This is a genomic window from Mesorhizobium ciceri biovar biserrulae (assembly GCF_001618845.1).
Taxonomy (GTDB): Bacteria; Pseudomonadota; Alphaproteobacteria; order Rhizobiales; family Rhizobiaceae; genus Mesorhizobium; species Mesorhizobium ciceri.
This window is the reverse complement of sequence record NZ_CP015064.1, coordinates 2898093-2919238: the sequence shown is the minus strand read 5'-3', so window position 1 is coordinate 2919238 and position 21146 is coordinate 2898093. Positions and strand designations below refer to the sequence as shown.

The window sequence follows — 21146 nt, the reverse complement described above, 5'->3', positions numbered from 1 at the left end:
TCACTTCTTCTCCATCACGCATTGCAGCGGATGCTGATTCTGTCGGGCGAAATCCATGACCTGGGACACTTTGGTCTCGGCCACCTCGAATGTATAGACCCCGCACTCGCCCACTCCATGATTGTGAACATGAAGCATGATGCGTGTGGCGGCTTCGCGATCCTTCTGGAAAAAACGCTCCAGCACGTGAACCACGAACTCCATCGGAGTGTAGTCGTCGTTGAGGATGAGGACCCGATAAAGGCTGGGCTTCTTGGTCTTGGTTTTGGTGCGCGTGATAACGGCCGTCCCACGGCCGGCCCCATTGCCGTTACCGTCGCCGTCTTGCATTCGCACCACGCGTCTCGTGGCAGTCAAACCGATCGTCACGTATTCCTGCCTCTTTCGATTCCCCATGCGAGTTCGACATGTAGGTGTTCGATGTACGATTTTAAGCCCTTCTGGTTAGCTGACAATATGGCTAGGTCACCAAACTTGGACGATTTTCGCAATCGTGAAGGGGCGCGAGGCTCTGGAACGGAAATTGACACGAAAAAGCCCGGCCACGTTTCCACGGCCGGGCTTTTTCTCGGGTCAAAAGGCTGAATCTGGGTCACGTCAGGCGAAATCAGTTCGCCCGGGCGAAATTACTTCGCCTTGGCAACGATCGATTCGAATGGCTTGTAGGCTTCCTTGGCGAGTTCGGCATAGAGATCGCCAATCTTGGTGGCCTCGGCGACGAAAGCCTCATAGGACTGCTTGGCATAGTCCGACTGGATCTCGATGGCCTTTTCCAGCGACTTGGCTGAAAACAGCTTCTCCACAGTGGCGCTGCCGGTTTCAAAACTCTTCTTGGTGTATTCACCAGCCTCGGTGGCAATCGCCTGTGCGCCCTTGGAGAGCGACGCGAAGCTCTTCAATCCGGTGTCGGCGAACTCTTTGCCGTATTTGCTGAAGTCCTCATAGGTCTGGGTCATTTCACGATTCCCTTGACGGTTGAGGCGTCCTTCTTCGGGGCGCCCTTGTGCAATGCAAGATAATATATTGTGCGCCGCACAAAAGTCAAGATTTCGCGGGCTTGCGGACCCGCCTGCGCAGCCAATGGCTAAAAATCGAATAAAGAGAGCTTCAAGCACGAAGAAAATGGTGAACGCGGCGGTTACCATAAACGGATTGGTAACGCTGCGCCGGTAGCTTGGCCGGAAGCGAGGCAGGACCCTTTGCCGCCTCCAACGCAACGAAGAAATCCAAGGGAAGTACCAGTGCGTAAGGCGTTGTTGGGCATCGTTTCCAAATCCACCTCCCCTCTCAAAACGATGATGATCATCGCCTTGGCGATGGCATTCGTTTTTGGAGACGTTGCCTCGTCGCTGGCGGCCAAGCAGGCGGCCATCGTCGTGGATGCCAAGACTGGCAAGGTGCTTTACTCCGCAGATGCCAACGGCAGGCGCTATCCAGCTTCGCTGACCAAGATGATGACGCTGTACCTGACCTTCGAAGCGATGGCGAAGGGCAAGATCAGCAGGAATACGCCAGTGGTGTTTTCCGCCAAGGCCTCCGCCGAGGCGCCGACGAAACTTGGCGTGAAGCCGGGCGGTTCGGTCACGGTCGAGACCGCGATCCTGTCGATCGTCACCAAGTCGGCGAACGACTCGGCCACCGCGCTCGGCGAAATGCTCGGCGGCAATGAAACCACTTTTGCCCGCATGATGACCGCCAAGGCGCGTGCGCTGGGCATGAACGGCACCGTGTTCCGCAACGCCAATGGCCTGCCAGACCCTGGCCAGTTCACCACCGCGCGCGACATGGCGACGCTCGGCATCGCGCTGCGCGAGCATTTTCCGCAGTATTACGGCTATTTCTCGCAGCGCTCCTTTCTCTACGGGCGTCAGCGCATCAACGGTCACAATCGCCTGCTCGGACGCATCAAGGGTGTCGACGGCATCAAGACAGGCTACACCCGCGCCTCCGGCTTCAACCTCGTCTCGTCGGTTTCCGACGGCAATCGCCGCATCGTCGGCGTGGTCATGGGCGGCAGTTCCGGCCGCAGCCGCGACAATCAGATGGCCAGCTTGATCAACACCTATCTGCCGAGGGCATCGACTCGCGGCGGTGGCGATCTGGTGGCCAAGGCCGGCGGCAACAACCCGGTCACCGCCCTCGCCCAGGTTCTCCTGCCCAAGCATGACGCTCCGACGCCCGATGACAAGCCTGTTGTGGCGCAGGACGACGCCACCGTCGCCGAGGACGCCACGGTCGCGGAAGACGATACCCCGCAGGCCGAAGAAGCAGCCCCCGTCGTCAAGACCAGAAAGGTCAAGACCGTCATCGTTTCAGCCCCCCAGGTCGCGACGGCCCAGGTCGTCGCTGCCTATGCCGAGCCAACACCAGCGGCCGTCGATCCGGTCAACACGGCGTCGGTGCCGTCGGGCTGGGCCATTCAGGTCGCCTCGTCGCCAAAGCAGTCCGAGGCACAGGCCTTCCTCGACAAGACCACCAAGCAGGCGCCCAAGGTGCTGGCCGACGCCTCCGGCTTCACCGTCGCCTTCGACAAGGACGGCGTCACCTACTATCGCGCCCGCTTCGGCGGCTTCGGTTCGAAGACCGCCGCCTGGAAGGCCTGCACCGCTTTGAAGAAGAAGAACATCGAGTGCTACGCCGTCCAGCAGTAGGACGGCGTGGAAATCATCTCCCGGAAAAATTCTGCGTCGAAGGAGACTAGTTGTGATTGGAGAGCAAGACGTCCTTGGCTTCGTTAATCCGCGCCGCCAGGAAAGACGTGCCGCCGACATCGGGGTGCAGGCGCTGCATCAGGCGGCGGTGCGCCTTGCGGACATCCGCCGCGGCGGCCCCCGCTTCAAGACCAAGGACCTTGTAGGCCTCCTCCTTAGTCATGGCGCCCGGACCTGGCGCAACACCCAGCCCTTCGCCACCGTTCGTCTCAGTGTTTTTGCGCCAGACGGGAAATCTGCCGTCAAGATACGTCTCTAGCAACTGCCGGCTCTCCGGATCACCGGAGAGTTCGCGGTAGAGGTGCTGCAATTCCACCAGCCCCATCGCGCCAAGCATCTTGCCTTCGTGGCGGCCAGCCAGGACCAGTCCTTCGAGGCCGCCGGTATCGTGATCGAGCTCCATTTCCAATGCCGCTGTGCGCACCGTCGAGCGTTTGCCCGGTGCAAGCCCCGCCGGCTGGCGTTTCATTCGCATGGAACCATACCAGGCAATTGCCGCGGTGAGGATCATGCCGCCGATGCCTTCACGGCCGACCACCAGCACGGCGACGCCGACAACTGCCAGAAGAGCCGGCCCAAGCGTTCGCAGCGTGCCCGCCAGTTTCGCTGGCTCGGCACGCAGAAAGATCGTCACCGCGCCGAGCAGCAGCAAAAGCAACGCTACAAAAGCGATGATTGTGCCCATTATTTTCCGCCGCCCCGCAGATGCTCGATCATCAGCCGGTCTTCCGGCCTGCCTCTGGCTTCGAGCGCCTTCAACCCGCCGGTCGCGAACACGGCGACAGCCGAAAGCAGTCCGGCCAGGGTCGCGGCAGCCCGCCGATCAAACCGGAACCAGGCCCCCTTGGACAGCCGCGCAACCTCTTTGAACGCCTTTTCCGCGCTGGAATCATGGCCTTCCTGAAAGACGAAGACAGGAACGCCATGAAGGCCGAGGCTGCCGGCCTTTTCGGCCAGATCGTCGATATCCTCTTCCATCGCATCGCCGATATAGACCAGCGCATTGACCTTAGCGGTTGCCGTCTGTTTCAACGCATGCGCCAGCACCTTGCCGATCTGGGTATGACCGCTGCGGCACTCGATCCGCGTCATCAGCTGCTTCAAGGCATTGGTGTCGCTCACGAAAGCGGACGAACGGCATTCGCCAATACCGCGAAAATAAACCAGTTGCACGCTGAGGGTTCCTGCCTTGCCGACGGCGTCGAACATCTGGCCCTGCAGCGTGCAGGCCAGATCCCAGGTTGGCTGGCGGCTCATCGTCGCGTCGAGAGCAAGGATCAGCCTGCCCGAACCGGTCGCCGATGCGGCAAGTGTCCTCGCCTGGCGAATGAAGGCGTCGATCTCGCCGGCGTTGGATTGAGGCTTGATCGGCGCAGGATTGGTCCTCGCTGGCACAGGTTGCTTCTTATCGCTCATAAAAAACAAGATGTGGCGTTGCCAGATCGCTTGCAAGCCCCACATCGGGTGGCACAAAGGGCCAGACGGTGATGCCACCTCGGGTCAGAGCAGGCCGAGATCGGCAAGCTCGCGCCTGAGTTTCGGCGGCATCTCGATCAGTCCGGCCTTGCCCTTGCCCAGATCGAGCGGCGCGTCGGCCGGCTTCAGATAGCGCCAGCCCTGAAACGCCCGGCGCGGCTGCCAGTCGGTTCGAACAACCTTCGGGTCGAGAATCAGGTGGCAGCGGCCGATGCCTTCACTATCGGTGAACGGCCGGATCTCGGTGATCAGTTGGCGGCACTGCACATTTCCTTTGATCACCCAATAGAGCGAACCGCCATCGGTGACCTCGGCGCCGCGCGTCGGCATCATGCGCGTGGTGTGATATTGCTCGACCGGCTCACCGGCGCGCCGCCGCTCGTCGAGGCGGAAGGCGATCCACTCCTCGAGATCTTCGACGCTGTCGCAGCCGACACAGAGTTTTATGAGATTGAGAGACATCGCTTAAGGTTAGTCCCGCATGCGGACGCGTCAACGACCGGATCGACTTCTCCACAGTGGCAGTTTAGGCCAGCCTTCAGCATTCCACGACATTGACGGCGAGCCCACCCAGGCTGGTTTCCTTGTACTTCTCGTTCATGTCGAGGCCGGTCTGGCGCATAGTCTCGATCGCTGCATCGAGAGGTACGAAATGGGTGCCGTCGCCCTTGATGGCCAGTGACGCTGCCGTCACCGCCTTGACCGCGCCCAGCGCATTGCGCTCGATGCACGGCACCTGCACCAGCCCGCCAACCGGATCGCAGGTCATGCCGAGATGGTGTTCGAGCGCGATCTCGGCGGCATTCTCGACCTGCTCGGGCGTACCGCCCATGACGGCGCACAGGCCGGCCGCCGCCATTGCCGATGCCGACCCGACCTCGCCCTGACAGCCGACTTCGGCGCCGGAGATCGAAGCATTGGTCTTGATGATGCCGCCGACGGCAGCAGCCGTCAGCAGGAAATCACGAATGCTCGGCTGGTCCGCCTCGGGATGGAAATGCAGCCAGTAGCGCAGCACCGCCGGCAGCGTGCCGGCCGCACCGTTGGTCGGCGCTGTGACGACCCGGCCGCCAGCGGCGTTTTCCTCGTTCACCGCCATGGCGTAGATCGACAGCCAGTCATTGGCGAGCAAGGGATTGGGCTTGTTCTGCTGCCATTGCTCCTGCAGCTTGTCATGCAGCATGCGGGCCCGGCGGCGCACCTTCAACCCGCCCGGCATGATGCCGTCCTGCGACAGGCCACGGTCGATGCAGCCTTTCATGGCGCTCCAGATGCCGTCGAGGCCGGCGTCGAGCGCCTCGCGCGTCATCTGCGTCTCCTCGTTGACGCGTTTCATGTCGGCGATGGAAAGGCCGCTTTTGCCGGCCATGGCCAGCATCTCGACCGCATTCTTGAACGGATAAGGCACTTTCTTGCCTTCCGTCGTCACCGATCCCTTGGCCTTCATCCGCTGCAGTTCCTCTTCGGAAACCACGAAGCCGCCGCCGATCGAATAATAGATGCGCTTGAGCAGCAGGCGGCCGCCGGAATCATAGGCGTAGAACGCCATGCCGTTGGCGTGGCCGGTGAGCGGCGTCTTGCGGTCCAGCACCAGATCGGTGGCCGGATCGAAGCGATAGGTGGGATGGCCGGGCGGCGAAATACGCTTTTCGGCGGCGATGCGACTGGCAATGCCATCAGCCTGGTCGGGATCGACCGTCTGCGGCGTCAGACCGGCAAGGCCGAGCATGACGGCGCGGTCACTGCCGTGGCCGATGCCGGTATAGGCGAGTGACCCGTGCAGGCTGGCACCAAGGCGGTCGACCTTCACACCCGCCGGGCGCGGCCAGTCATTTCCCGCGACCTCGTCGAGAAACCGCGCCGCGGCGGTCATCGGTCCCATCGTGTGCGAACTCGAGGGTCCTATGCCGATCTTGAACAGGTCGAAAACCGAAAGGAACACGCGGCGTTGTCTCCTAGAGTCAGGTCGAGGACTACATATAGGAATTCCCACGATGTTTCCGCTCTTTTGGAAATCGCGGCGCTGCACCCGCCGACCTTGTTTGCTCCGGCAGCGACATTGGCACGATCGCTGAATGCGGACATCGAAGCGATCGCCCTGAATGTGATAAATTCAGGCCATGGGCGATTCCCTCGATCTTTCGACAGCCGATCTCGCGGCGCTGGCCTTCTTCCTCGTCGCGTGGCTGCTGCACACGTTTGCCTCCGACGGCAAGCTTGTCAGCCGGGTGTCGCTGACGACGGCGATGAATGCACAGCGGCAAGCCTGGATGCGGACCATGGCCGAGCGCGAGATCCGCATCGTCGACACCGCCATCATGAGCGGGCTGCAGCAAGGCACCGCCTTCTTCGCCTCCAGCTCGCTGATCGCGATCGGCGGCTGCTTTGCCCTGCTCGGCGCGTCCGACCGGGTTCTTGAAGTGCTCAGCGATCTGCCTCTGGGTGGCGCGCCGTCGCGCGCGGCCTTCCAGATAAAGGTGTTTGGGCTGGTGCTGATCCTGGCGTTTTCGTTCTTCAAATTCGGCTGGGCGTACCGGCTGTTCAATTATTGCACGATCCTGATCGGCGCCGTACCGATCCCGCATGGCGAAGCCTCGCGCAATCCGGTCACCGAAACGGCGGTGTGGCGTGCGGCGCAAATGAACATGCTGGCCGGAAAGCACTTCAACTCCGGCCTGCGCGGCGTGTTCTTCTCGATCGGTTATCTCGGCTGGTTCGTCGACCCCATGGTGTTTGTGTTGTCGACGCTGTTGCTGCTGGCGGTGCTGGTGCGGCGCCAGTTCTTCTCGGCGGCCAGGCAGGCGGTGATCGGTCAGCCACCCGGAAAAGGCTGATCGATCCGGCCTGACAGCCAGTAGGCAAAAAGCCCGATCCATTCCCGGATGGCCATGGTGGTGGCCTGCAGCGAATCGGCTGGATTGTCGCGGAACAGGCCGACGCCTTCCCGTCCCGAGGTGCGATAGTCGACCGGCCATGGAACGGTTGCAAAGCCGGCCTTGTCGAACAGCGCCTTGGCGCGCGGCATATGGAAGGCCGAGGTCACCAGCAGCCAGGTCTCGCCGGGCTTCGGCGTTACCAACTCCTTGGTGAAGACCGCGTTCTCATAGGTGTTGCGGGACTTGTTCTCCAGGATCATCCGGTCGGCGGCCACGCCAAGCGCGGTGAGCAGGCGCGGCGCGGTTGCGGCATCGCCCTCGCCATCGAGAAACAACGCGCCGGTGCCGCCGGAGACGACCACCTTGGCGGTGGGAAAGCGCCGGGCGAGAATCGCGGTCTCGACCATCCGATCGCCGCTGCTGTTCAGCTCATAGCCGCCGCGCGCCAGATTGATGGCGCCCTCGAAGCCGCCGCCGAGCACGACGATGCCGTCGACCTTTTCCGGCAGCGGCGGGCGTTGAAAGCGCTCTTCCAACGGATTGAGCATCATGGCGCCGAGCGACGTCCATGCTGACAGTGCAAGGATCAAAAATGCCAGCACGCTGCCGGCGGCCGCTAACCGTCGGCGCCCGATCGTGACCGCGAGCAGTCCCGCTAGCAGCAGGAAGATCGCCAGGTTGAGCGGCTGGATGAAGAACCAGAAGATCTTGGAAAGGTAGAAGAACATTGGCTGCCTATCGTCGGCTCGAATTCTCACGACCGATGAAGTGCTCGACGGCACTTGTCACAGCCTCGGCCTCGGGCCGGCTCAACTCCCTGCCGAAAACAAGGACGCCGTTGGTGTTGGTCAACCTGATGACTTCCGACAGCCCCGCTTCATCCGTTGGATAGGCATGGTCGAGGATTTCGGCCTCAAGGTGCCCTTTCAAAGGCAATGAGGAACGATTTCGCACAAAACCCCTGACGTCGCGCACGGCTGCCACGTCGGTTAGCCGCAGGGTTTCCTTGCCGAACACCAGCCACATGAAATCCTTGCCGAGGAAGTAGGTGAAGAGGGCAATGATCGCAGTGAACGACAGCAGTCCGAGAGTGCCGCTGGCGACGTTTGCGGGCGACGTGTCGGTCAATCCCATGTAGCCGGTGTAGGCAATGATCGCGGCCCCAACCAGGACGAAGCCCATCCTGAAATCCGAGATGCGCGGTGGGTTGGTTATCAGCAGTTCGTCTTCCGTCTCGACGATGGAAATGCGAGACGGGGGCGGCATGCTACCACCATTTCTCCGGCTGGAATGTGCCGGCGGCCTGCTCGATGACGGCGGCGGTCTGGAACAGGGTTTCCTCGTCAAACGGCCGGCCGATCAACTGAAGCCCGAGCGGCAAACCCTTGGCGTCGAGCCCGGCGGGCACAGCGATGCCCGGCAGGCCGGCCATGTTCACCGTGACGGTGAAGATGTCGTTCAGGTACATCTTGACCGGATCGGCAGCCATGTCCTCGTCGGCGATGCCGAAGGCGGCGGATGGCGTTGCCGGGGTCAGGATGACATCGACGCCGGCGGCGAAGACAGTCTCGAAATCCCGCTTGATCAGATTGCGCACCTTCTGCGCCTGCAGATAGTAGGCGTCGTAATAGCCGGCCGACAGCACATAGGTGCCGATCATGATACGGCGCTTGACCTCACGGCCGAAACCGGCGGCACGGGTCTTCTCATACATGTCGACGATATCCTTGCCCGGCACGCGCAAGCCGTAGCGGACGCCATCGTAGCGGGCGAGATTGGACGAAGCCTCGGCGGGCGCCACGATGTAATAGGCGGGCAGCGCGTATTTCGTATGCGGCAGGGAAATATCGACGATCTCGGCGCCGGCGTCCTTCAGCCAGGCAATGCCCTTCTGCCACAGCGCTTCGATCTCTTCGGGCATGCCCTCGACGCGGTACTCCCTGGGAATGCCGACCTTCATGCCCTTGATCGGCTTGCCGATCGCGGCCTCATAGTCCGGTACCGGCATGTCGACCGACGTCGTGTCCTTCGGATCGACGGAGGCCATCGACTTCAGCAGGATCGCGGCATCGCGCACGTCACGAGCGATCGGGCCGGCCTGGTCGAGCGACGAGGCGAAGGCGACGATGCCCCAGCGCGAGCAGCGGCCATAGGTCGGCTTGATGCCGACCGTGCCGGTGAAGGCGGCCGGCTGGCGGATCGAGCCGCCAGTATCCGTCGCGGTCGCGCCGGCACACAGGAAGGCCGACACTGCGGTTGCCGAACCGCCGGAAGAACCGCCCGGCACCAGCTGCGCATTGTCCAGGCTGCGCGCGGTCCTGGTGCCGCCGGCCGAGACGAAGCCGCCATCACCCTGATGCGTCGTCGGCATCACCACCGTGTCTAGGCGCGAGCGCCGCCACGGATTGATGACCGGGCCATAGTAGGACGTCTCGTTGGACGAGCCCATGGCGAACTCGTCCATGTTGAGTTTACCGAGCATGACGGCGCCGTCGGCCCACAGATTTGACGTAACGGTCGATTCGTAGCGCGGCTTGAACCCGTCCAGCACATGACTGCAGGCCTGCGTATGGACGCCTTCGGTGCCGAACAGGTCCTTGATTCCGAGCGGGATGCCTTCCAGCGCACCGCCCTCGCCCTTGACCAGCCTTGCGTCGGACGCCTTGGCCATGTCGCGCGCCTTGTCGCCTGTCACCGCGACATAGGCATTGAGCGCGGGATTGGCGCGATCGATGGCCGAGAGATAGGCCTCGGTGATCTCGGTCGCGGTGATTTCCTTGCCGTGCAGCTTGGCGCGGGCCTGTGAAATCGTCAGCTGGGTCAGGTCGCTCATCAAAGGCTCTTTTCGTAAAACACCGACCACTCGGAATCGGGATAATCCAGCACCGGGCCGCAACGCGAAAACCCGGCGCGTTCGTAGACCGTCCACGCCGCGGGGTGACGGTCGCCCGTCTCCAGCACCAGGCGCTTCAGCCCCTCGTTGCGCGCCAGCGCCTCGACATGCTCGACGATTTTCGCGCCGATCTTCTGCCCGCGATGCGAGGGCCGCGTGTACATGCGCTTGACCTCGCCGACAGCGCCGTCATGGCGTTTCAGCGCACCGCAGCCAATGGCCATGCCGTTGTCGCGGGCGATGAAGACAGTCGTGTCCTCACCAGCCATCTGCTCGACCGTCAGATGATAGCAATGCTCCGGCGGCGTCAGTTCGAGCAAGGTCTGGTTGAGTTCCTCGACCAGGCCGCGCACGTCGTCCTGCAGTGGCGTTTCAATGGCGATGTCGATTGCCATCGGCCGGTTTACTCCACGACCTTCGGCACGAGGAAGAAATTCTCTTCGGTCGCCGGCGCGTTGGCGACGATGTCAGCTGCCTTGCCGCCGTCAGTAACAACGTCCTGACGCTTCTTCATGTCCATCGGCGTCACCGAGGTCATCGGTTCGATGCCGGAAACATCGACCTCATTCAGCTGTTCGACGAAGCCCAGAATGGCGTTCAGCTCGCCGGTCATCCGTTCGGCATCTTCCTCGCTCACTGCAATGCGGGCGAGATGCGCGACGCGCTTCACTGTCTGAAGATCTACGGACATGTTTTTGCCTCGGGGAAAACCAGTTCGGGCTATAGCGGCGCCGCGCGCGCTGCGCAACATGCATCGTGCGAGAGACCAGGCTGCGGCGGCGGCCTAGTCTTCGGCCATCGATCCACGCACAGGATGATGTCTACGGCAGGGCAACGCCCTCGCACAAATAGTAGCTGCCGCTGTTGCCGCTTGCTTCGCTTTCGTCGTTGACGGGCCGGACCGACACGAGATCGATCTGCTTCTCATTCATTTGCGTCACCGAGAGGACATCCGGGAAGACATAGCCCGGTTCCTGGCAGATGGCCGTCACCGCCCAGCTCGGCGAAGCGGTCGCCTTGCTGACCTGCAGAAACTCGCAATTGTATTCGACGCTCTGCAGGCCGTGCGCCGAAAGCACGATGTTGCCGGCGTCGATCAGCGTTTGCAGCGTGTCCTTTTTGGCCTGCGTGCAAAGCTCTTCGGACTGAAGGTAGACGCCTTCGATGAAATCATCCGCGGCGAGCGCGGGCGACGCCGCGACAAACATGGAAACGCAAAGAGATCGCCCCAATACCATGGATTTATTCCACTTTAGCTGTTTCTAGATCGTAATCGTCTCACCGATTTTCGGCAACGCCAGCCTTACACCGGATCCTTCCAGGCCGGCCTCGAACTTATCGGCGGTCGGGTCGATCATCGGAAACGTGCCGAAGTGGCAGGGAACCACGGTGTCGAATTTGAAGAAGCGCCGGCAGGCAAGTGCCGCCACCGCGCCGCCCATGGTGAAGCGGTCGCCGATCGGCACCAGGCCTATCTTCGGCTCATGCAACTCGTTGATTAGCGCCATGTCGGAGAAGATGTCGGTGTCGCCCATGTGATAGAGCGTTTTGTCTTCCGGGAAATGCAGGACGAGGCCGCCCGGATTGCCGAGATAGGTGTTCTGGCCGCCCTCGCCTGGGAACGAGGATGAGTGCAGCGCCTGGACAAAAGTGGTGGTGAAGCTGCCGCAATCGACGGTGCCGCCGATGTTGCCGGGATTGATCTTCTTGTCGCTGACGCCCTTGCCGACCAGATACATGCAGATCTCGAAATTGGCGACGAGCTGGGCGCCGCTTTTGCCGAGCACTTCCACCGCGCCGCTGATGTGGTCGCTGTGGCCATGCGTCAGCAGCACATGCGTGACACCCTCAGCCGGGCCCTCCCAGCCACCCGTCCATGACGGATTGCCTATCAGATAGGGATCGATGAGGATCTTGGCATCAGCGGTATCGATCCGAAAGGCCGAGTGGCCGTACCAGGTCAGTTTCATGAATGCATTCCTCGATTTTTGACTTGCCAAAGGATAGAACGCCAGTGGCCCCGAGATCAAAGGGTTACTTGTCCGCCACGCGTTTGACAAAACACCTGGTGGTGAAAGGCGAAGGACGGCCGGTGGGCATTATCACGATCGAAGAATTGCCGGCGCGGTTAGCCGGCGGTAAGACGCTGGCGGGGCTTGACCTCGGCGACAAGACGATCGGCGTCGCGGTCTCGGACCAGAGGTTTTCCTTCGCCCATCCGCGTCCGGTCATCATGCGAAGGAAATTTTCGCTCGATGCGGCGGTGCTGCTCGCCTTGCTGCAGAAGGAGAATGCCGGCGCCGTGGTGATTGGGCTGCCGATCAACATGGACGGCTCGGAAGGTCCTCGTGCGCAGAAATCGCGCGCCTTCGTCCGTAACATGGCGCAGATGAGCGACCTGCCCTTCGTGCTCTGGGACGAAAGGCTATCGACGGTCGCGGCCGAAAGGACGCTGATCGAGATGGATTTCTCGCGCCGCAAGCGCGCCGGCAAGATCGATTCGGCGGCAGCCGCGTTTATTCTGCAGGGAGTTTTGGACCGGCTTCAGTCGCTCCACGCATCCGCTCGAACGGAACCGGACCCGCCCAGCGCTGTCTGACCCAGCCGGCGATTTCGCGGCGACGGCGGAATGCCCAAAGCGCCATCAGCAGCAACCCGTCGAAGACGCACGTCTTCGCCACCATGCCGGGGATGATCGCCGGATCGATGCCGAGCATCTGACCGTAGAGCTGGAAGAAGAAGTCGTGCATCTGGCGGCTGAGCATCGCGTAGCCGAAATTGATGTCATTGGCCGACAGATAGAACCAGCCCCAGAAAATCGCCATCGGCGCCGCCCAGAATCCGAAGATGTAGCGCATCAGCGGCCTCCCCTGGGATTGGAGCCGGTTTTGGACACCGTTCGGCCTGATATGAGTGAAAGCAGCGAATTGTGGGCTGCGGCTTTTGCCATGCCGTGCGCGACGGCATGGATCTCGCCTTCGCCCGAAGCCGCTGCCGCAACCACGGACCGCCGTTCGGCAAGCATGGCGACATAGGATGCCAGAAGTGCTGCCAGCTGCACGGCAACAGCCATGAACAGCCCGTTTATGCCTTGCGCAGCACCCCCGATGACGATCAGCGACAACACGCCGGACGCGCAGATGAAGGCGATGCGGGCAACGCTGTCGGTGTCCGGGCTGGTCGCGTCGTTGACCAGGGCTTCGACAAAGGCCCAGAAAAACAGAACCGCGACGACCAGCAATGCGGTGGCAAGCGGCGCCACGACAACGAAATTGTCGAGGTTGACGAAGCGGGTACTCTCGATTGTGGCACCGATCACGCCGAGCGCCGCCGCCACACCACGGTTTCCGTCGATGCAGATGAGCGCAAGCAGGGCGAAAACAATCGTCCAGTGCAAGGTCAGAAAAGAGGTCAGTACCTGTCGCATCGGTGTTCCTGCTTCGCAAAGCAGGAGACGGCCAATCTGAACCATTGCCTGCTTGCGCCGGGACAGTGGGCCTTGCCGCTCGCCATCGCAACGGAAACCATTTGTTAAGGTTAACGGAAATTAGCCATATGCGAGAGGATACGGACCAACGCCTCAAAACTGTGGATGGCGCCGGTTTTTGCGATGCTCGCGGCTCAGTTCACTGGCGGATAGAGCGTGTCGATGATCATGCGTGCATCGTGGCGCGAATCGATCATGCCATAGGTGTTGCGCCATTGGCCGGCCAATCGCGTCTCGACGAAAGCGTCGGCGATCCGCCCTGCCCCCAGACGGCGCAATTCCGCCGCCGCAGCCGACAGAGCCAGCTGCTCGGTGAGCAGCCGAGCCGAACCTTCGTCGGTTGAAGCGACCTGCATCGCCGCCTTCAGCACGCCGATCGTGCCGCGTCCGCCGGCGCCGAGATCGCGGTCGATGCCGGCCAGCACATCCTCGAACAGGCCGGGCGCACGGCCAAGCACGCGCAGCACGTCGAGCGCCATGACATTGCCCGAGCCCTCCCAGATCGCGTTGACCGGGGCCTCGCGATAATAGCGGGCGAGCGGCGCCTCCTCGACATAGCCATTGCCGCCGAGGCACTCCATCGCCTCATAGAGCAAAGGCGGCGCGATCTTGCAGACCCAGTATTTGACGACCGGCGTCATGGCGCGGGCAAACGCCGCTTCACCGCGGTCGCTGGCCGCCTCGTCGAAGGACCGCGCCAGCCGGAACGACAGTGCGGTGGCGGCGGCGACATCGAGTGCCATGTCGGCCAGGACGCGCTGCATCAACGGCTGCTCGATCAGGGTCGAACCGAACACCTGACGATGGCGGGCATGATGAACGGCCTCGGCGAGGCCCGCGCGCATGATCGCCGACGAGGCGATGGCACAATCGAGCCGGGTGAGCGTCACCATGTCCATGATCGTCTTCACACCGGCACCGGGTTCGCCGACCATCTCGCCGATGGCATTGACGAATTCGACTTCGGAGGATGCGTTGGAACGGTTGCCGAGCTTGTCCTTCAGCCGCTGGAAGCGGAAGCCGTTGCCCGAGCCGTCACCGAGAACGCGCGGTACGAGGAAGCACGACAGCCCCTCCGGCGCCTGCGCCAGCACCAGGAAGGCATCCGACATCGGCGCCGACATGAACCATTTGTGCCCGGTCAGACGATAAAAACCGCTGCCGGCGCGTTCCGCCCTCGTCACATTGGCGCGCACATCGGTGCCGCCCTGTTTCTCGGTCATGCCCATGCCGAGCGTCAGCCCGGTTTTCTCGACCGGCGGCTTTTGGCTCTGGTCATATTTGCGCGTCGTCACGCGCGGCGCCCATTCACGAAACAGTTTCGGGCTTGCCATCAAGGCCGCCAGCGAAGCGTTGGTCATGGTGATGGGGCACAGATGCCCGGTCTCGAGCTCCGCCGTCAGATAAAACCGGGCGGCACGGACCTGATGGCGGCGGCCGATCTCGGTGTCGCCGTTTTCCCACACCGAGGAATGCAGCCCATTGGCCACGGAGCGGCGCATCAAGGCGTGATAGGCGGGATGGAACTCGACCACGTCGATGCGCCGTCCTTGGCGATCATGCGTCCTCAGCTTCGGCGTCTCGACATTGGCGAGGCGCGCCAGTTCCTGCGCCTCCTGCGTCAGCACGAAACGGCCGAGACCGTCGAGTTCCCGGCGCACCGGATCGGAAAAACGCTCCGCGAGCTGGATCAGCAACGGATCGCCCCGCCAGGCGTTGCCGCCTGTCAGCGGCGGCGGCTGGTTCGTCACGTCGTCGGTCACGCCCAATCCTTCTATCGTCAGAAAGCCACGAATCCGAGGCTGTCGGCTAGATATAGCCAAGCCATGCAGCGCGCGCGATGAAAATACCGGCCGATACAATCGGCCATCTACACGAAAAAAATGAGGAGAACGGTTCCAATGCAAAGCTGGCGCTTGCAGCCGCAAAGTCTCCACCCTATAGCAGCCCCTTGAGATGACCGACGCTTCGTCCCCCTATCCTCATCGCCATCTTCTGGGCATCCGCGACCTTTCCCCTGCCGACATCGAGCTGTTGCTCGACAGGGCGGACCGGGCGGTCGCGATCTCGCGGCAGTCCGAGAAGAAAACCTCGACGCTGCGCGGCCGCACACAGATCAACCTGTTCTATGAAGCCTCGACGCGCACGCAGTCGTCGTTCGAACTGGCCGGAAAGCGGCTTGGCGCCGATGTCATGAACATGTCGGTGGCAAGCTCTTCGGTGAAGAAGGGCGAAACGCTCATCGACACGGCGATGACGCTGAATGCCATGCGGCCCGACATATTGATCATCCGCCACCAGTCGGCCGGTGCGGCCGCGCTTCTCGCGCAGAAGGTCGGCTGCTCCGTCGTCAATGCCGGCGACGGCGCGCATGAGCACCCGACACAGGCGCTGCTCGACGCGCTGACCATCCGCCGCGCCAAAGGCCCGCTGTCGAAGCTGATCGTGGCGATCTGCGGCGACATCCTGCATTCGCGCGTGGCGCGCTCCAACATCATGCTGCTCAACGCGCTCGGCGCGCAGGTGCGCGTCGTTGCGCCGTCGACGCTGCTGCCCACCGGCATCGAGAAGATGGGCGTCATCGTCACCCGTTCGATGGCCGAAGGCCTCAAGGACGCCGATGTGGTGATGATGCTGCGCCTGCAGCGCGAGCGCATGGAAGGCGCCTTCGTGCCTTCGGTGCGCGAGTATTTCCGCTATTTCGGCCTCGATGCGGAAAAACTGAAGGCGGCCAAGGACGACGCGTTGGTGATGCACCCCGGACCGATGAACCGTGGCGTCGAGATCGCTTCGGAAATCGCCGACGGCCCGCAAAGCGTCATCCAGGAACAGGTCGAAATGGGCGTTGCTGTGCGCATGGCGGTCATGGAAGCGCTGCTCGATCCCCGTCGCAACCAAGAGGGCCGCGGCGCATGAGCATAACGGTCTTTGAGCGCGCCCGCATCGTCGACCCCTCGCGCGGCATCGACGAAGTCGGCGCCGTCATCGTCGATGGCCGCAAGATCGTTGCCGCCGGCAAGCCAGCGCTCAACCAGGGCGCGCCCGAGGGCGCCACCATTATCGACTGTGCCGGCAAGGCGATCATTCCAGGCCTGGTCGATGGCCGCGTCTTCATCGGCGAACCGGGCGGCGAGCATCGCGAAACCATTGCGTCGGCGAGTGTCGCGGCGGCGGCTGGCGGCGTCACCTCCGTCGTCATGATGCCCGATACCGACCCGGTGATCGACAATGTGGCGCTGGTCGAGTTCGTGCTGCGCACCGCCAAGGATACGGCGATCGTCAACGTCTTTCCGGCGGCGGCGATCACCAAAGGCCTCGACGGCCGCGAAATGACCGAGTTCGGCCTGCTGCGCGAGGCCGGCGCCGTCGCCTTTACCGATGGCCGCCACACCATACCAAGCGCGCTGGTGATGCGCCGTGCGCTGACCTATGCGCGCGACTTCAGCGCCACCATCGTGCATGAAACGCAGGATGCCGACCTCGGTTCGTCAGGCGTGATGAACGAGGGGCTCTATGCAAGCTGGCTCGGCCTTTCCGGCATTCCGCGAGAAGCCGAATCCATCCCGCTGGAACGCGACCTTGCGCTGGCGCGGCTGACGCGCGGTTCGTACCATGCAGCGAAGATCTCGACGGCGATGGCGGCAAACGCCGTGACGCGTGCCAAGGCCGACGGGGCGACGGTGACGTCGGGCGTGGCGATCCACAATCTGTCGCTCAATGAAAACGATGTCGGCGAATACCGCACCTTCTTTCGCCTGACGCCGCCATTGCGTGCCGAGGAAGACCGGCTGGCGATGATCGAGGCGGTCAGGGACGGTACGATCGACATCATCGTCTCCTCGCACGATCCGCAGGATGTCGACACCAAGCGCCTGCCCTTCGCCGATGCGGCGGCCGGCGCCATCGGGTTGGAGACGCTGCTGGGCGCGGCCTTGCGGCTCTACCACAATGGCCACGTGCCGTTGCTGAGGCTGATCGAGACCCTGTCCACGGCCCCGGCAAAACTGTTCGGACTGCCCGGTGGCACACTGAAGCCCGGCGCTGTCGCCGATCTTGCGCTTGTCGACCTCGACGAACCCTGGATCGTCAGCGAAAGCGGCATTCGTTCGCGCTCAAAAAACACCTGTTTCGAAGGTGCGCGCCTGCAAGGCAAGGTCTTGCAAACGCTGGTTGCGGGCCGCACAGTGTTCTCCGTCTGAGCCGGACAACCCGCGCACCGCGCCTGATCCGGCCAAACTGGGGGAAATGCGGGGGAAACAATGACTTACAGCCTCATCCCAGCGCTTGTGTTCGGCTATCTCCTGGGCTCGATTCCGTTCGGGCTTCTGCTCACCCGCGCGGCCGGCCTTGGCGATGTGCGCCAGATCGGCTCGGGCAACATCGGCGCCACCAATGTTCTGCGCACCGGCAACAAGGGCCTAGCCGCGGCGACGCTGTTGCTCGACGTGCTGAAGGGCACGGCCGCCGTGCTGATTGCTGGCTATTTCGCGCCTGACCTGGCGATCTGGGCCGGTCTCGGCGCCTTTCTCGGTCATCTCTTCCCGGTATGGCTGGGCTTCAAGGGCGGCAAGGGCGTCGCCACCTATCTCGGCGTGCTGATCGGCCTTGCCTGGCAGGTAGCGCTGATCTTCGCCGTCGTCTGGCTGGTGATGGCATTCCTCTTCCGTTATTCCTCGCTTGCGGCGCTGACGGCGGCGGTCATCGTGCCGATCGCCCTCTATGTCCTGAGCACGCCGCAAATTGCCGGATTGTTCGTGGTGATGAGCGTCATCGTTTTCATCAAGCACCGGGAAAATATTTCTCGCCTGCTTGCCGGCACCGAGGGCAAGATCGGAGCCAAGGGATGAGCGAGCCGACCGCCGGGCCGCGCCTCAGCGACCGGCAGCGGCTGAGCTGGCTACGACTGATCCGCACCCAGAATGTCGGCCCTGCCTCCTTTCGCGACCTGATCAACCGCTTCGGCTCAGCCGAAGCGGCGCTTGAAATACTGCCGGAACTGATGATTTCGGGCGGCGCCATCCGCATCGCCCGCATCCCGTCCGTTGCCGAGGCCGAGGCCGAACTGGAAACAGCTGGAAAGGCCGGCGCCCGCTTTGTCGGCATCGGTGAAGCAGACTACCCACCCCTCTTGCGCAACATGGATCATCCGCCGCCCCTGCTGGCGGTAAAGGGCAACGCAGCTGTTTTCCGGCTGCCGGGTGTCGCCATAGTCGGGGCACGCAACGCGTCGCTGGCCGGCATCAAGATGGCGCGCATGCTGGCAGCCGACCTCGGCCGCGACGGCTACGCAATCGTCTCCGGCCTGGCGCGCGGCATCGACACAGCGGCGCATCAGGGCAGTCTTGCGACCGGCACGATCGGCGTGCTGGCCGGCGGCCTCGACCAGCCTTATCCGCCTGAAAATGCAGGCCTGTGCGAAGAGATTGCCGAGCGTGGCGCCATCATTTCGGAGATGCCGTTCGGCTGGCAGCCGCGCGCTCAGGATTTTCCGCGCCGCAACCGCCTTGTCGCGGGTGCGGTCCTTGGGCTGGTGGTGGTCGAGGCAGCGCAACGCTCTGGGTCCCTGATCAGCGCCAGGCTTGCCGGCGAAATGGGCCGACTGGTCTTCGCTGTACCGGGCTCACCGCTCGATCCACGCGCCGCCGGCGCCAATGGCCTGCTCAAGGATGGCGCCACCCTGGTCACCGAGGCATCGGATATTTCCAGGGCAATCGCGCCGCTGACCGGCATGCGGGCGCCCGACGTGCCGCCGTTCGAAGAGCCGCCCGACTTCTTGGCCGCACCACCGCCCGGCGAAAGCGATCGCGCCCGCGTCATCGAGGCACTCGGCCCGACGCCCGTCTCGGTCGACGAGATCATCCGCCACACTGGCCTGCACCCGGCCCAAGTGTTCATGGTGCTGCTGGAACTCGACCTCGCCGGCCGGCTAGAACGCCATGCCGGCGGCAATGTTTCGCTGGTGTTGGGGGATTCTTCTGTCTGACCGACATCTCCGGTGTGACGCTGTTCGCTTCCCAGCAAGAAGATTCGCCCACGTCATCCGGGACAGAAAATTCGCACCAGACCGATTTACAACTGACATGTTAGTGAGATATCACTGCCTTCGAACTTCTTTTCGGAGACCCCCGGTGACATCACGTTTTGGCCTTTCGGCCGCCCTCGCCACGCCTTTCGATGCCTCCGGGCAGATCGCCACCGCCCTCATGGTCGCCCAGGCCAGGCGTTGCCTGGCGGAGGGGTGCACCAGTGTTACGCTTTTTGGCACCACCGGCGAAGGCGCATCGGTTGGCACCGGGGAGCGGCGGTCGGTGACCGAAGCCATGCTGGCTGCCGGCATCCTGCCGCATCAGCTTGTTGCCGGCGTGCTGGTCGATGCGGCCGAAGACGCCGCTGAGCAGGCCCGGCATGCCTTGCAGCGCGGCGCCCGCAACATTCTGCTGGCGCCGCCGAGCTACTTCAAGAATGTCGGCGACGATGGTCTTTTCGGCTGGTTTTCGACTGTCTTTGCCGTGCTCGGTCCCCTCGCCCGTGGCGTTCTGCTCTACAACATCCCGTCGGTCACCATGGTGCAGCTCTCGCTTGACCTGATCGGCCGATTGCGTACGGCTTTTCCGGATGTCGTTGCCGGGGTCAAGGATTCCGGCGGGGATTGGGATTACAGCGAGGCGCTGCTCGGCGCCCATGGCGATCTGGTGATCTTGATCGGTGACGAGCGGCATCTGGCACGAGCCGTGCGAATTGGCGCTCAAGGCGCAATCTCCGGCATGGCCAATTTCGTTACCAGCGAAATCCGGGCCATGGCCGAGGACGGGCGAGACGACACACGCGTCGAGCGTTTCGTGCTCGAATTGCTCAAACACCCGGTAACGCCGGCGGTGAAGGTCATGGTGGCGCGCAAAACCGGCGACGACCGCTGGCTGGCGGTCCGCCCGCCCCTGGAGCCGATCGCTTCGCAGGGGCGCCAACAGCTTGCCGAAGCCTATGACGGGCTGTTTGCCAGGGAGTCAGCCTGACCGGCGAAGGGATATGCGCTGAAATGGAAGACGGCAGCGAACCGACCACGCTTAGGGAAAAAGCCTATGCCAGCTTCACGCGGCATTTGCTGGCCCGCGACCTGCTGCCGGGCCAGTTCGTATCGCAGCGCGAACTGGTCGCCTTCACCGGTCTGCCGCTCGGCGCCATTCGCGAAATCGTGCCGCGTCTCGAGGCCGAAGGGCTTCTGACGACGATCCCGCAGCGCGGCATGCAGATCGCCCATATCGACATCAGCCTGATCCGCGAGGCTTTTCAGTTCCGCCTGTTCATGGAGCGCGAAGCGGTGGCGCTGTTCACCGCCAGCGCTTCCGATGACGAACTTGCCCGCCTGCGGCGCGAACACGAGGAGATGCTGGCTCAAGCCCTTTCGCAGGCGCCGACGCCGGAAATGGAAGCCAGGGCGCAGAGCATCGACTGGGCGATGCATGGCACTTTCATCGATGCGCTGGGCAACGAGATCATCGCCAAGGCCTATCTGGTCAACTCGGTGAAGATCCGGCTGATCCATCAGGAGCGCTTCCGCATCGACGGGCGCGTCGTGCCGGTCATGCGTGAGCACCTTGCGGTCATCGAAGCCATGGAAAGCCGCGACCCGCAGAAGGCGGTCGAGGCGATCAGCCTGCACATCGACAAGGCGCGCCGGCTGGCGCTGCAAATCTGAGGAAGCA

25 protein-coding genes are annotated in these 21146 nt (G+C 62.9%); 9 read left to right on the top strand and 16 right to left on the bottom strand.

Annotated elements, in window-relative coordinates:
* Both clpS and A4R29_RS13455 read right to left on the bottom strand, forming a co-directional pair.
* A complete protein-coding gene (gene clpS, locus A4R29_RS13460) occupies positions 1 to 330 on the bottom strand; it encodes an ATP-dependent Clp protease adapter ClpS (protein ID WP_023812950.1) in 330 nt (109 codons plus the stop codon).
* 296 nt (positions 331 to 626) lie between these two features.
* Positions 627 to 956 (bottom strand): phasin family protein, encoded by a 330-nt coding sequence (locus A4R29_RS13455; protein ID WP_013531776.1) that lies wholly within the window; start codon positions 954 to 956, stop codon positions 627 to 629.
* Positions 957 to 1241: 285 nt separating this feature from the next.
* Here A4R29_RS13455 and A4R29_RS13450 point away from each other — a divergent pair, with 285 nt between their 5' ends.
* Positions 1242 to 2651 (top strand): D-alanyl-D-alanine carboxypeptidase, encoded by a 1410-nt coding sequence (locus tag A4R29_RS13450; protein WP_063172101.1) that lies wholly within the window; start codon positions 1242 to 1244, stop codon positions 2649 to 2651.
* Between the two features lie 46 nt (positions 2652 to 2697).
* On the opposite strand, the gene A4R29_RS13445 is transcribed toward A4R29_RS13450, so the two are convergent.
* The 4 genes from A4R29_RS13445 to A4R29_RS13430 form a co-directional block, all read right to left on the bottom strand.
* Complete coding sequence (locus A4R29_RS13445; RefSeq protein ID WP_063172100.1) at positions 2698 to 3396, bottom strand: DnaJ domain-containing protein; 699 nt, start codon at positions 3394 to 3396, stop codon at positions 2698 to 2700.
* Positions 3396 to 4127 carry a hypothetical protein gene (locus tag A4R29_RS13440; RefSeq protein WP_063173673.1) on the bottom strand — a complete coding sequence of 244 codons (732 nt, stop codon included), beginning with the start codon at positions 4125 to 4127 and terminating at the stop codon, positions 3396 to 3398. Before A4R29_RS13440 ends, A4R29_RS13445 begins: the two co-directional genes overlap by 1 nt.
* An 84-nt stretch (positions 4128 to 4211) precedes the next feature.
* Positions 4212 to 4649: a DUF1489 family protein gene (locus A4R29_RS13435; RefSeq protein WP_027161545.1), complete on the bottom strand. Its 438-nt coding sequence runs from the start codon at positions 4647 to 4649 to the stop codon at positions 4212 to 4214.
* Positions 4650 to 4725: 76 nt separating this feature from the next.
* Positions 4726 to 6129, bottom strand: a complete 1404-nt coding sequence (locus A4R29_RS13430; protein ID WP_013531781.1) for an L-serine ammonia-lyase — start codon at positions 6127 to 6129, stop codon at positions 4726 to 4728.
* A gap of 178 nt (positions 6130 to 6307) precedes the next feature.
* Between A4R29_RS13430 and A4R29_RS13425 the strand changes: the two genes are divergently transcribed.
* Positions 6308 to 7021, top strand: coding sequence for a DUF599 domain-containing protein (locus A4R29_RS13425; RefSeq protein ID WP_013531782.1), 714 nt, complete (start codon positions 6308 to 6310; stop codon positions 7019 to 7021).
* Here the strand turns inward: A4R29_RS13425 and A4R29_RS13420 are convergent.
* The 7 genes from A4R29_RS13420 to A4R29_RS13390 form a co-directional block, all read right to left on the bottom strand.
* Entirely contained in the window at positions 7000 to 7791 is a 792-nt protein-coding gene (locus tag A4R29_RS13420; RefSeq protein ID WP_024503482.1) for a YdcF family protein, read from the bottom strand. The genes A4R29_RS13425 and A4R29_RS13420 overlap by 22 nt on opposite strands.
* Positions 7792 to 7798: 7 nt before the next feature.
* Positions 7799 to 8329, bottom strand: coding sequence for a hypothetical protein (locus tag A4R29_RS13415; protein WP_063172099.1), 531 nt, complete (start codon positions 8327 to 8329; stop codon positions 7799 to 7801).
* Between the two features lies 1 nt (position 8330).
* On the bottom strand, positions 8331 to 9896 hold the full coding sequence (locus A4R29_RS13410) for an amidase (protein WP_063172098.1): 1566 nt from the start codon (positions 9894 to 9896) through the stop codon (positions 8331 to 8333).
* On the bottom strand, positions 9896 to 10351 hold the full coding sequence (locus A4R29_RS13405) for a GNAT family N-acetyltransferase (protein WP_063172097.1): 456 nt from the start codon (positions 10349 to 10351) through the stop codon (positions 9896 to 9898). The genes A4R29_RS13410 and A4R29_RS13405 overlap by 1 nt, the downstream gene beginning before the upstream one ends.
* 8 nt (positions 10352 to 10359) lie before the next feature.
* Positions 10360 to 10647 (bottom strand): Asp-tRNA(Asn)/Glu-tRNA(Gln) amidotransferase subunit GatC, encoded by a 288-nt coding sequence (gatC, locus tag A4R29_RS13400; protein WP_013531787.1) that lies wholly within the window; start codon positions 10645 to 10647, stop codon positions 10360 to 10362.
* A gap of 130 nt (positions 10648 to 10777) precedes the next feature.
* The gene (locus tag A4R29_RS13395; RefSeq protein ID WP_063172096.1) at positions 10778 to 11164 is read right to left on the bottom strand and encodes a hypothetical protein; all 387 of its coding nucleotides are present in this window, start codon (positions 11162 to 11164) and stop codon (positions 10778 to 10780) included.
* A 54-nt stretch (positions 11165 to 11218) separates the two neighbouring features.
* A complete protein-coding gene (locus A4R29_RS13390; RefSeq protein WP_013531789.1) occupies positions 11219 to 11926 on the bottom strand; it encodes a metal-dependent hydrolase in 708 nt (235 codons plus the stop codon).
* Positions 11927 to 12048: 122 nt separating this feature from the next.
* Here A4R29_RS13390 and ruvX point away from each other — a divergent pair, with 122 nt between their 5' ends.
* Positions 12049 to 12555 carry a Holliday junction resolvase RuvX gene (ruvX, locus tag A4R29_RS13385; protein ID WP_013531790.1) on the top strand — a complete coding sequence of 169 codons (507 nt, stop codon included), beginning with the start codon at positions 12049 to 12051 and terminating at the stop codon, positions 12553 to 12555.
* Here ruvX and A4R29_RS13380 read toward each other — a convergent pair.
* The 3 genes from A4R29_RS13380 to A4R29_RS13370 form a co-directional block, all read right to left on the bottom strand.
* A complete protein-coding gene (locus tag A4R29_RS13380; protein WP_013531791.1) occupies positions 12473 to 12814 on the bottom strand; it encodes a DUF6105 family protein in 342 nt (113 codons plus the stop codon). The two genes, ruvX and A4R29_RS13380, sit on opposite strands and share 83 nt — an antisense overlap.
* Entirely contained in the window at positions 12814 to 13383 is a 570-nt protein-coding gene (locus tag A4R29_RS13375; protein ID WP_063172095.1) for a hypothetical protein, read from the bottom strand. Before A4R29_RS13375 ends, A4R29_RS13380 begins: the two co-directional genes overlap by 1 nt.
* Before the next feature lie 194 nt (positions 13384 to 13577).
* The gene (locus A4R29_RS13370) at positions 13578 to 15206 is read right to left on the bottom strand and encodes a DNA alkylation response protein (RefSeq protein ID WP_013531793.1); all 1629 of its coding nucleotides are present in this window, start codon (positions 15204 to 15206) and stop codon (positions 13578 to 13580) included.
* A 193-nt stretch (positions 15207 to 15399) separates the two neighbouring features.
* Here A4R29_RS13370 and A4R29_RS13365 point away from each other — a divergent pair, with 193 nt between their 5' ends.
* The 6 genes from A4R29_RS13365 (at position 15400) to A4R29_RS13340 (ending at position 21139) form a co-directional block, all read left to right on the top strand.
* Entirely contained in the window at positions 15400 to 16359 is a 960-nt protein-coding gene (locus A4R29_RS13365; RefSeq protein ID WP_013531794.1) for an aspartate carbamoyltransferase catalytic subunit, read from the top strand.
* On the top strand, positions 16356 to 17642 hold the full coding sequence (locus A4R29_RS13360) for a dihydroorotase (protein WP_063172094.1): 1287 nt from the start codon (positions 16356 to 16358) through the stop codon (positions 17640 to 17642). Before A4R29_RS13365 ends, A4R29_RS13360 begins: the two co-directional genes overlap by 4 nt.
* A gap of 60 nt (positions 17643 to 17702) precedes the next feature.
* Positions 17703 to 18290: a glycerol-3-phosphate 1-O-acyltransferase PlsY gene (gene plsY / locus A4R29_RS13355; protein WP_024503489.1), complete on the top strand. Its 588-nt coding sequence runs from the start codon at positions 17703 to 17705 to the stop codon at positions 18288 to 18290.
* Positions 18287 to 19426, top strand: a complete 1140-nt coding sequence (gene dprA, locus A4R29_RS13350) for a DNA-processing protein DprA (protein WP_063172093.1) — start codon at positions 18287 to 18289, stop codon at positions 19424 to 19426. The genes plsY and dprA overlap by 4 nt, the downstream gene beginning before the upstream one ends.
* A gap of 145 nt (positions 19427 to 19571) precedes the next feature.
* Entirely contained in the window at positions 19572 to 20456 is an 885-nt protein-coding gene (locus tag A4R29_RS13345; RefSeq protein WP_063172092.1) for a dihydrodipicolinate synthase family protein, read from the top strand.
* A gap of 23 nt (positions 20457 to 20479) precedes the next feature.
* Entirely contained in the window at positions 20480 to 21139 is a 660-nt protein-coding gene (locus A4R29_RS13340) for a GntR family transcriptional regulator (protein ID WP_063172091.1), read from the top strand.
* Positions 21140 to 21146: the final 7 nt, after the last annotated feature.

What these genes read in the sequence shown, in the direction of transcription:
- clpS (WP_023812950.1), bottom strand. Translation starts at nt 330, where the DNA reads ATGCAAGACGGCGACGGTAACGGCAATGGGGCCGGCCGTGGGACGGCC.
- A4R29_RS13455 (WP_013531776.1), bottom strand. Translation starts at nt 956, where the DNA reads ATGACCCAGACCTATGAGGACTTCAGCAAATACGGCAAAGAGTTCGCC.
- A4R29_RS13445 (WP_063172100.1), bottom strand. Translation starts at nt 3,396, where the DNA reads ATGGGCACAATCATCGCTTTTGTAGCGTTGCTTTTGCTGCTGCTCGGC.
- A4R29_RS13440 (WP_063173673.1), bottom strand. Translation starts at nt 4,127, where the DNA reads ATGAGCGATAAGAAGCAACCTGTGCCAGCGAGGACCAATCCTGCGCCG.
- A4R29_RS13435 (WP_027161545.1), bottom strand. Translation starts at nt 4,649, where the DNA reads ATGTCTCTCAATCTCATAAAACTCTGTGTCGGCTGCGACAGCGTCGAA.
- A4R29_RS13425 (WP_013531782.1), top strand. Translation starts at nt 6,308, where the DNA reads ATGGGCGATTCCCTCGATCTTTCGACAGCCGATCTCGCGGCGCTGGCC.
- A4R29_RS13420 (WP_024503482.1), bottom strand. Translation starts at nt 7,791, where the DNA reads ATGTTCTTCTACCTTTCCAAGATCTTCTGGTTCTTCATCCAGCCGCTC.
- A4R29_RS13415 (WP_063172099.1), bottom strand. Translation starts at nt 8,329, where the DNA reads ATGCCGCCCCCGTCTCGCATTTCCATCGTCGAGACGGAAGACGAACTG.
- A4R29_RS13410 (WP_063172098.1), bottom strand. Translation starts at nt 9,896, where the DNA reads ATGAGCGACCTGACCCAGCTGACGATTTCACAGGCCCGCGCCAAGCTG.
- A4R29_RS13405 (WP_063172097.1), bottom strand. Translation starts at nt 10,351, where the DNA reads ATGGCAATCGACATCGCCATTGAAACGCCACTGCAGGACGACGTGCGC.
- gatC (WP_013531787.1), bottom strand. Translation starts at nt 10,647, where the DNA reads ATGTCCGTAGATCTTCAGACAGTGAAGCGCGTCGCGCATCTCGCCCGC.
- A4R29_RS13395 (WP_063172096.1), bottom strand. Translation starts at nt 11,164, where the DNA reads ATGTTTGTCGCGGCGTCGCCCGCGCTCGCCGCGGATGATTTCATCGAA.
- A4R29_RS13390 (WP_013531789.1), bottom strand. Translation starts at nt 11,926, where the DNA reads ATGAAACTGACCTGGTACGGCCACTCGGCCTTTCGGATCGATACCGCT.
- A4R29_RS13380 (WP_013531791.1), bottom strand. Translation starts at nt 12,814, where the DNA reads ATGCGCTACATCTTCGGATTCTGGGCGGCGCCGATGGCGATTTTCTGG.
- A4R29_RS13375 (WP_063172095.1), bottom strand. Translation starts at nt 13,383, where the DNA reads ATGCGACAGGTACTGACCTCTTTTCTGACCTTGCACTGGACGATTGTT.
- A4R29_RS13365 (WP_013531794.1), top strand. Translation starts at nt 15,400, where the DNA reads ATGACCGACGCTTCGTCCCCCTATCCTCATCGCCATCTTCTGGGCATC.
- A4R29_RS13360 (WP_063172094.1), top strand. Translation starts at nt 16,356, where the DNA reads ATGAGCATAACGGTCTTTGAGCGCGCCCGCATCGTCGACCCCTCGCGC.
- plsY (WP_024503489.1), top strand. Translation starts at nt 17,703, where the DNA reads ATGACTTACAGCCTCATCCCAGCGCTTGTGTTCGGCTATCTCCTGGGC.
- dprA (WP_063172093.1), top strand. Translation starts at nt 18,287, where the DNA reads ATGAGCGAGCCGACCGCCGGGCCGCGCCTCAGCGACCGGCAGCGGCTG.
- A4R29_RS13340 (WP_063172091.1), top strand. Translation starts at nt 20,480, where the DNA reads ATGGAAGACGGCAGCGAACCGACCACGCTTAGGGAAAAAGCCTATGCC.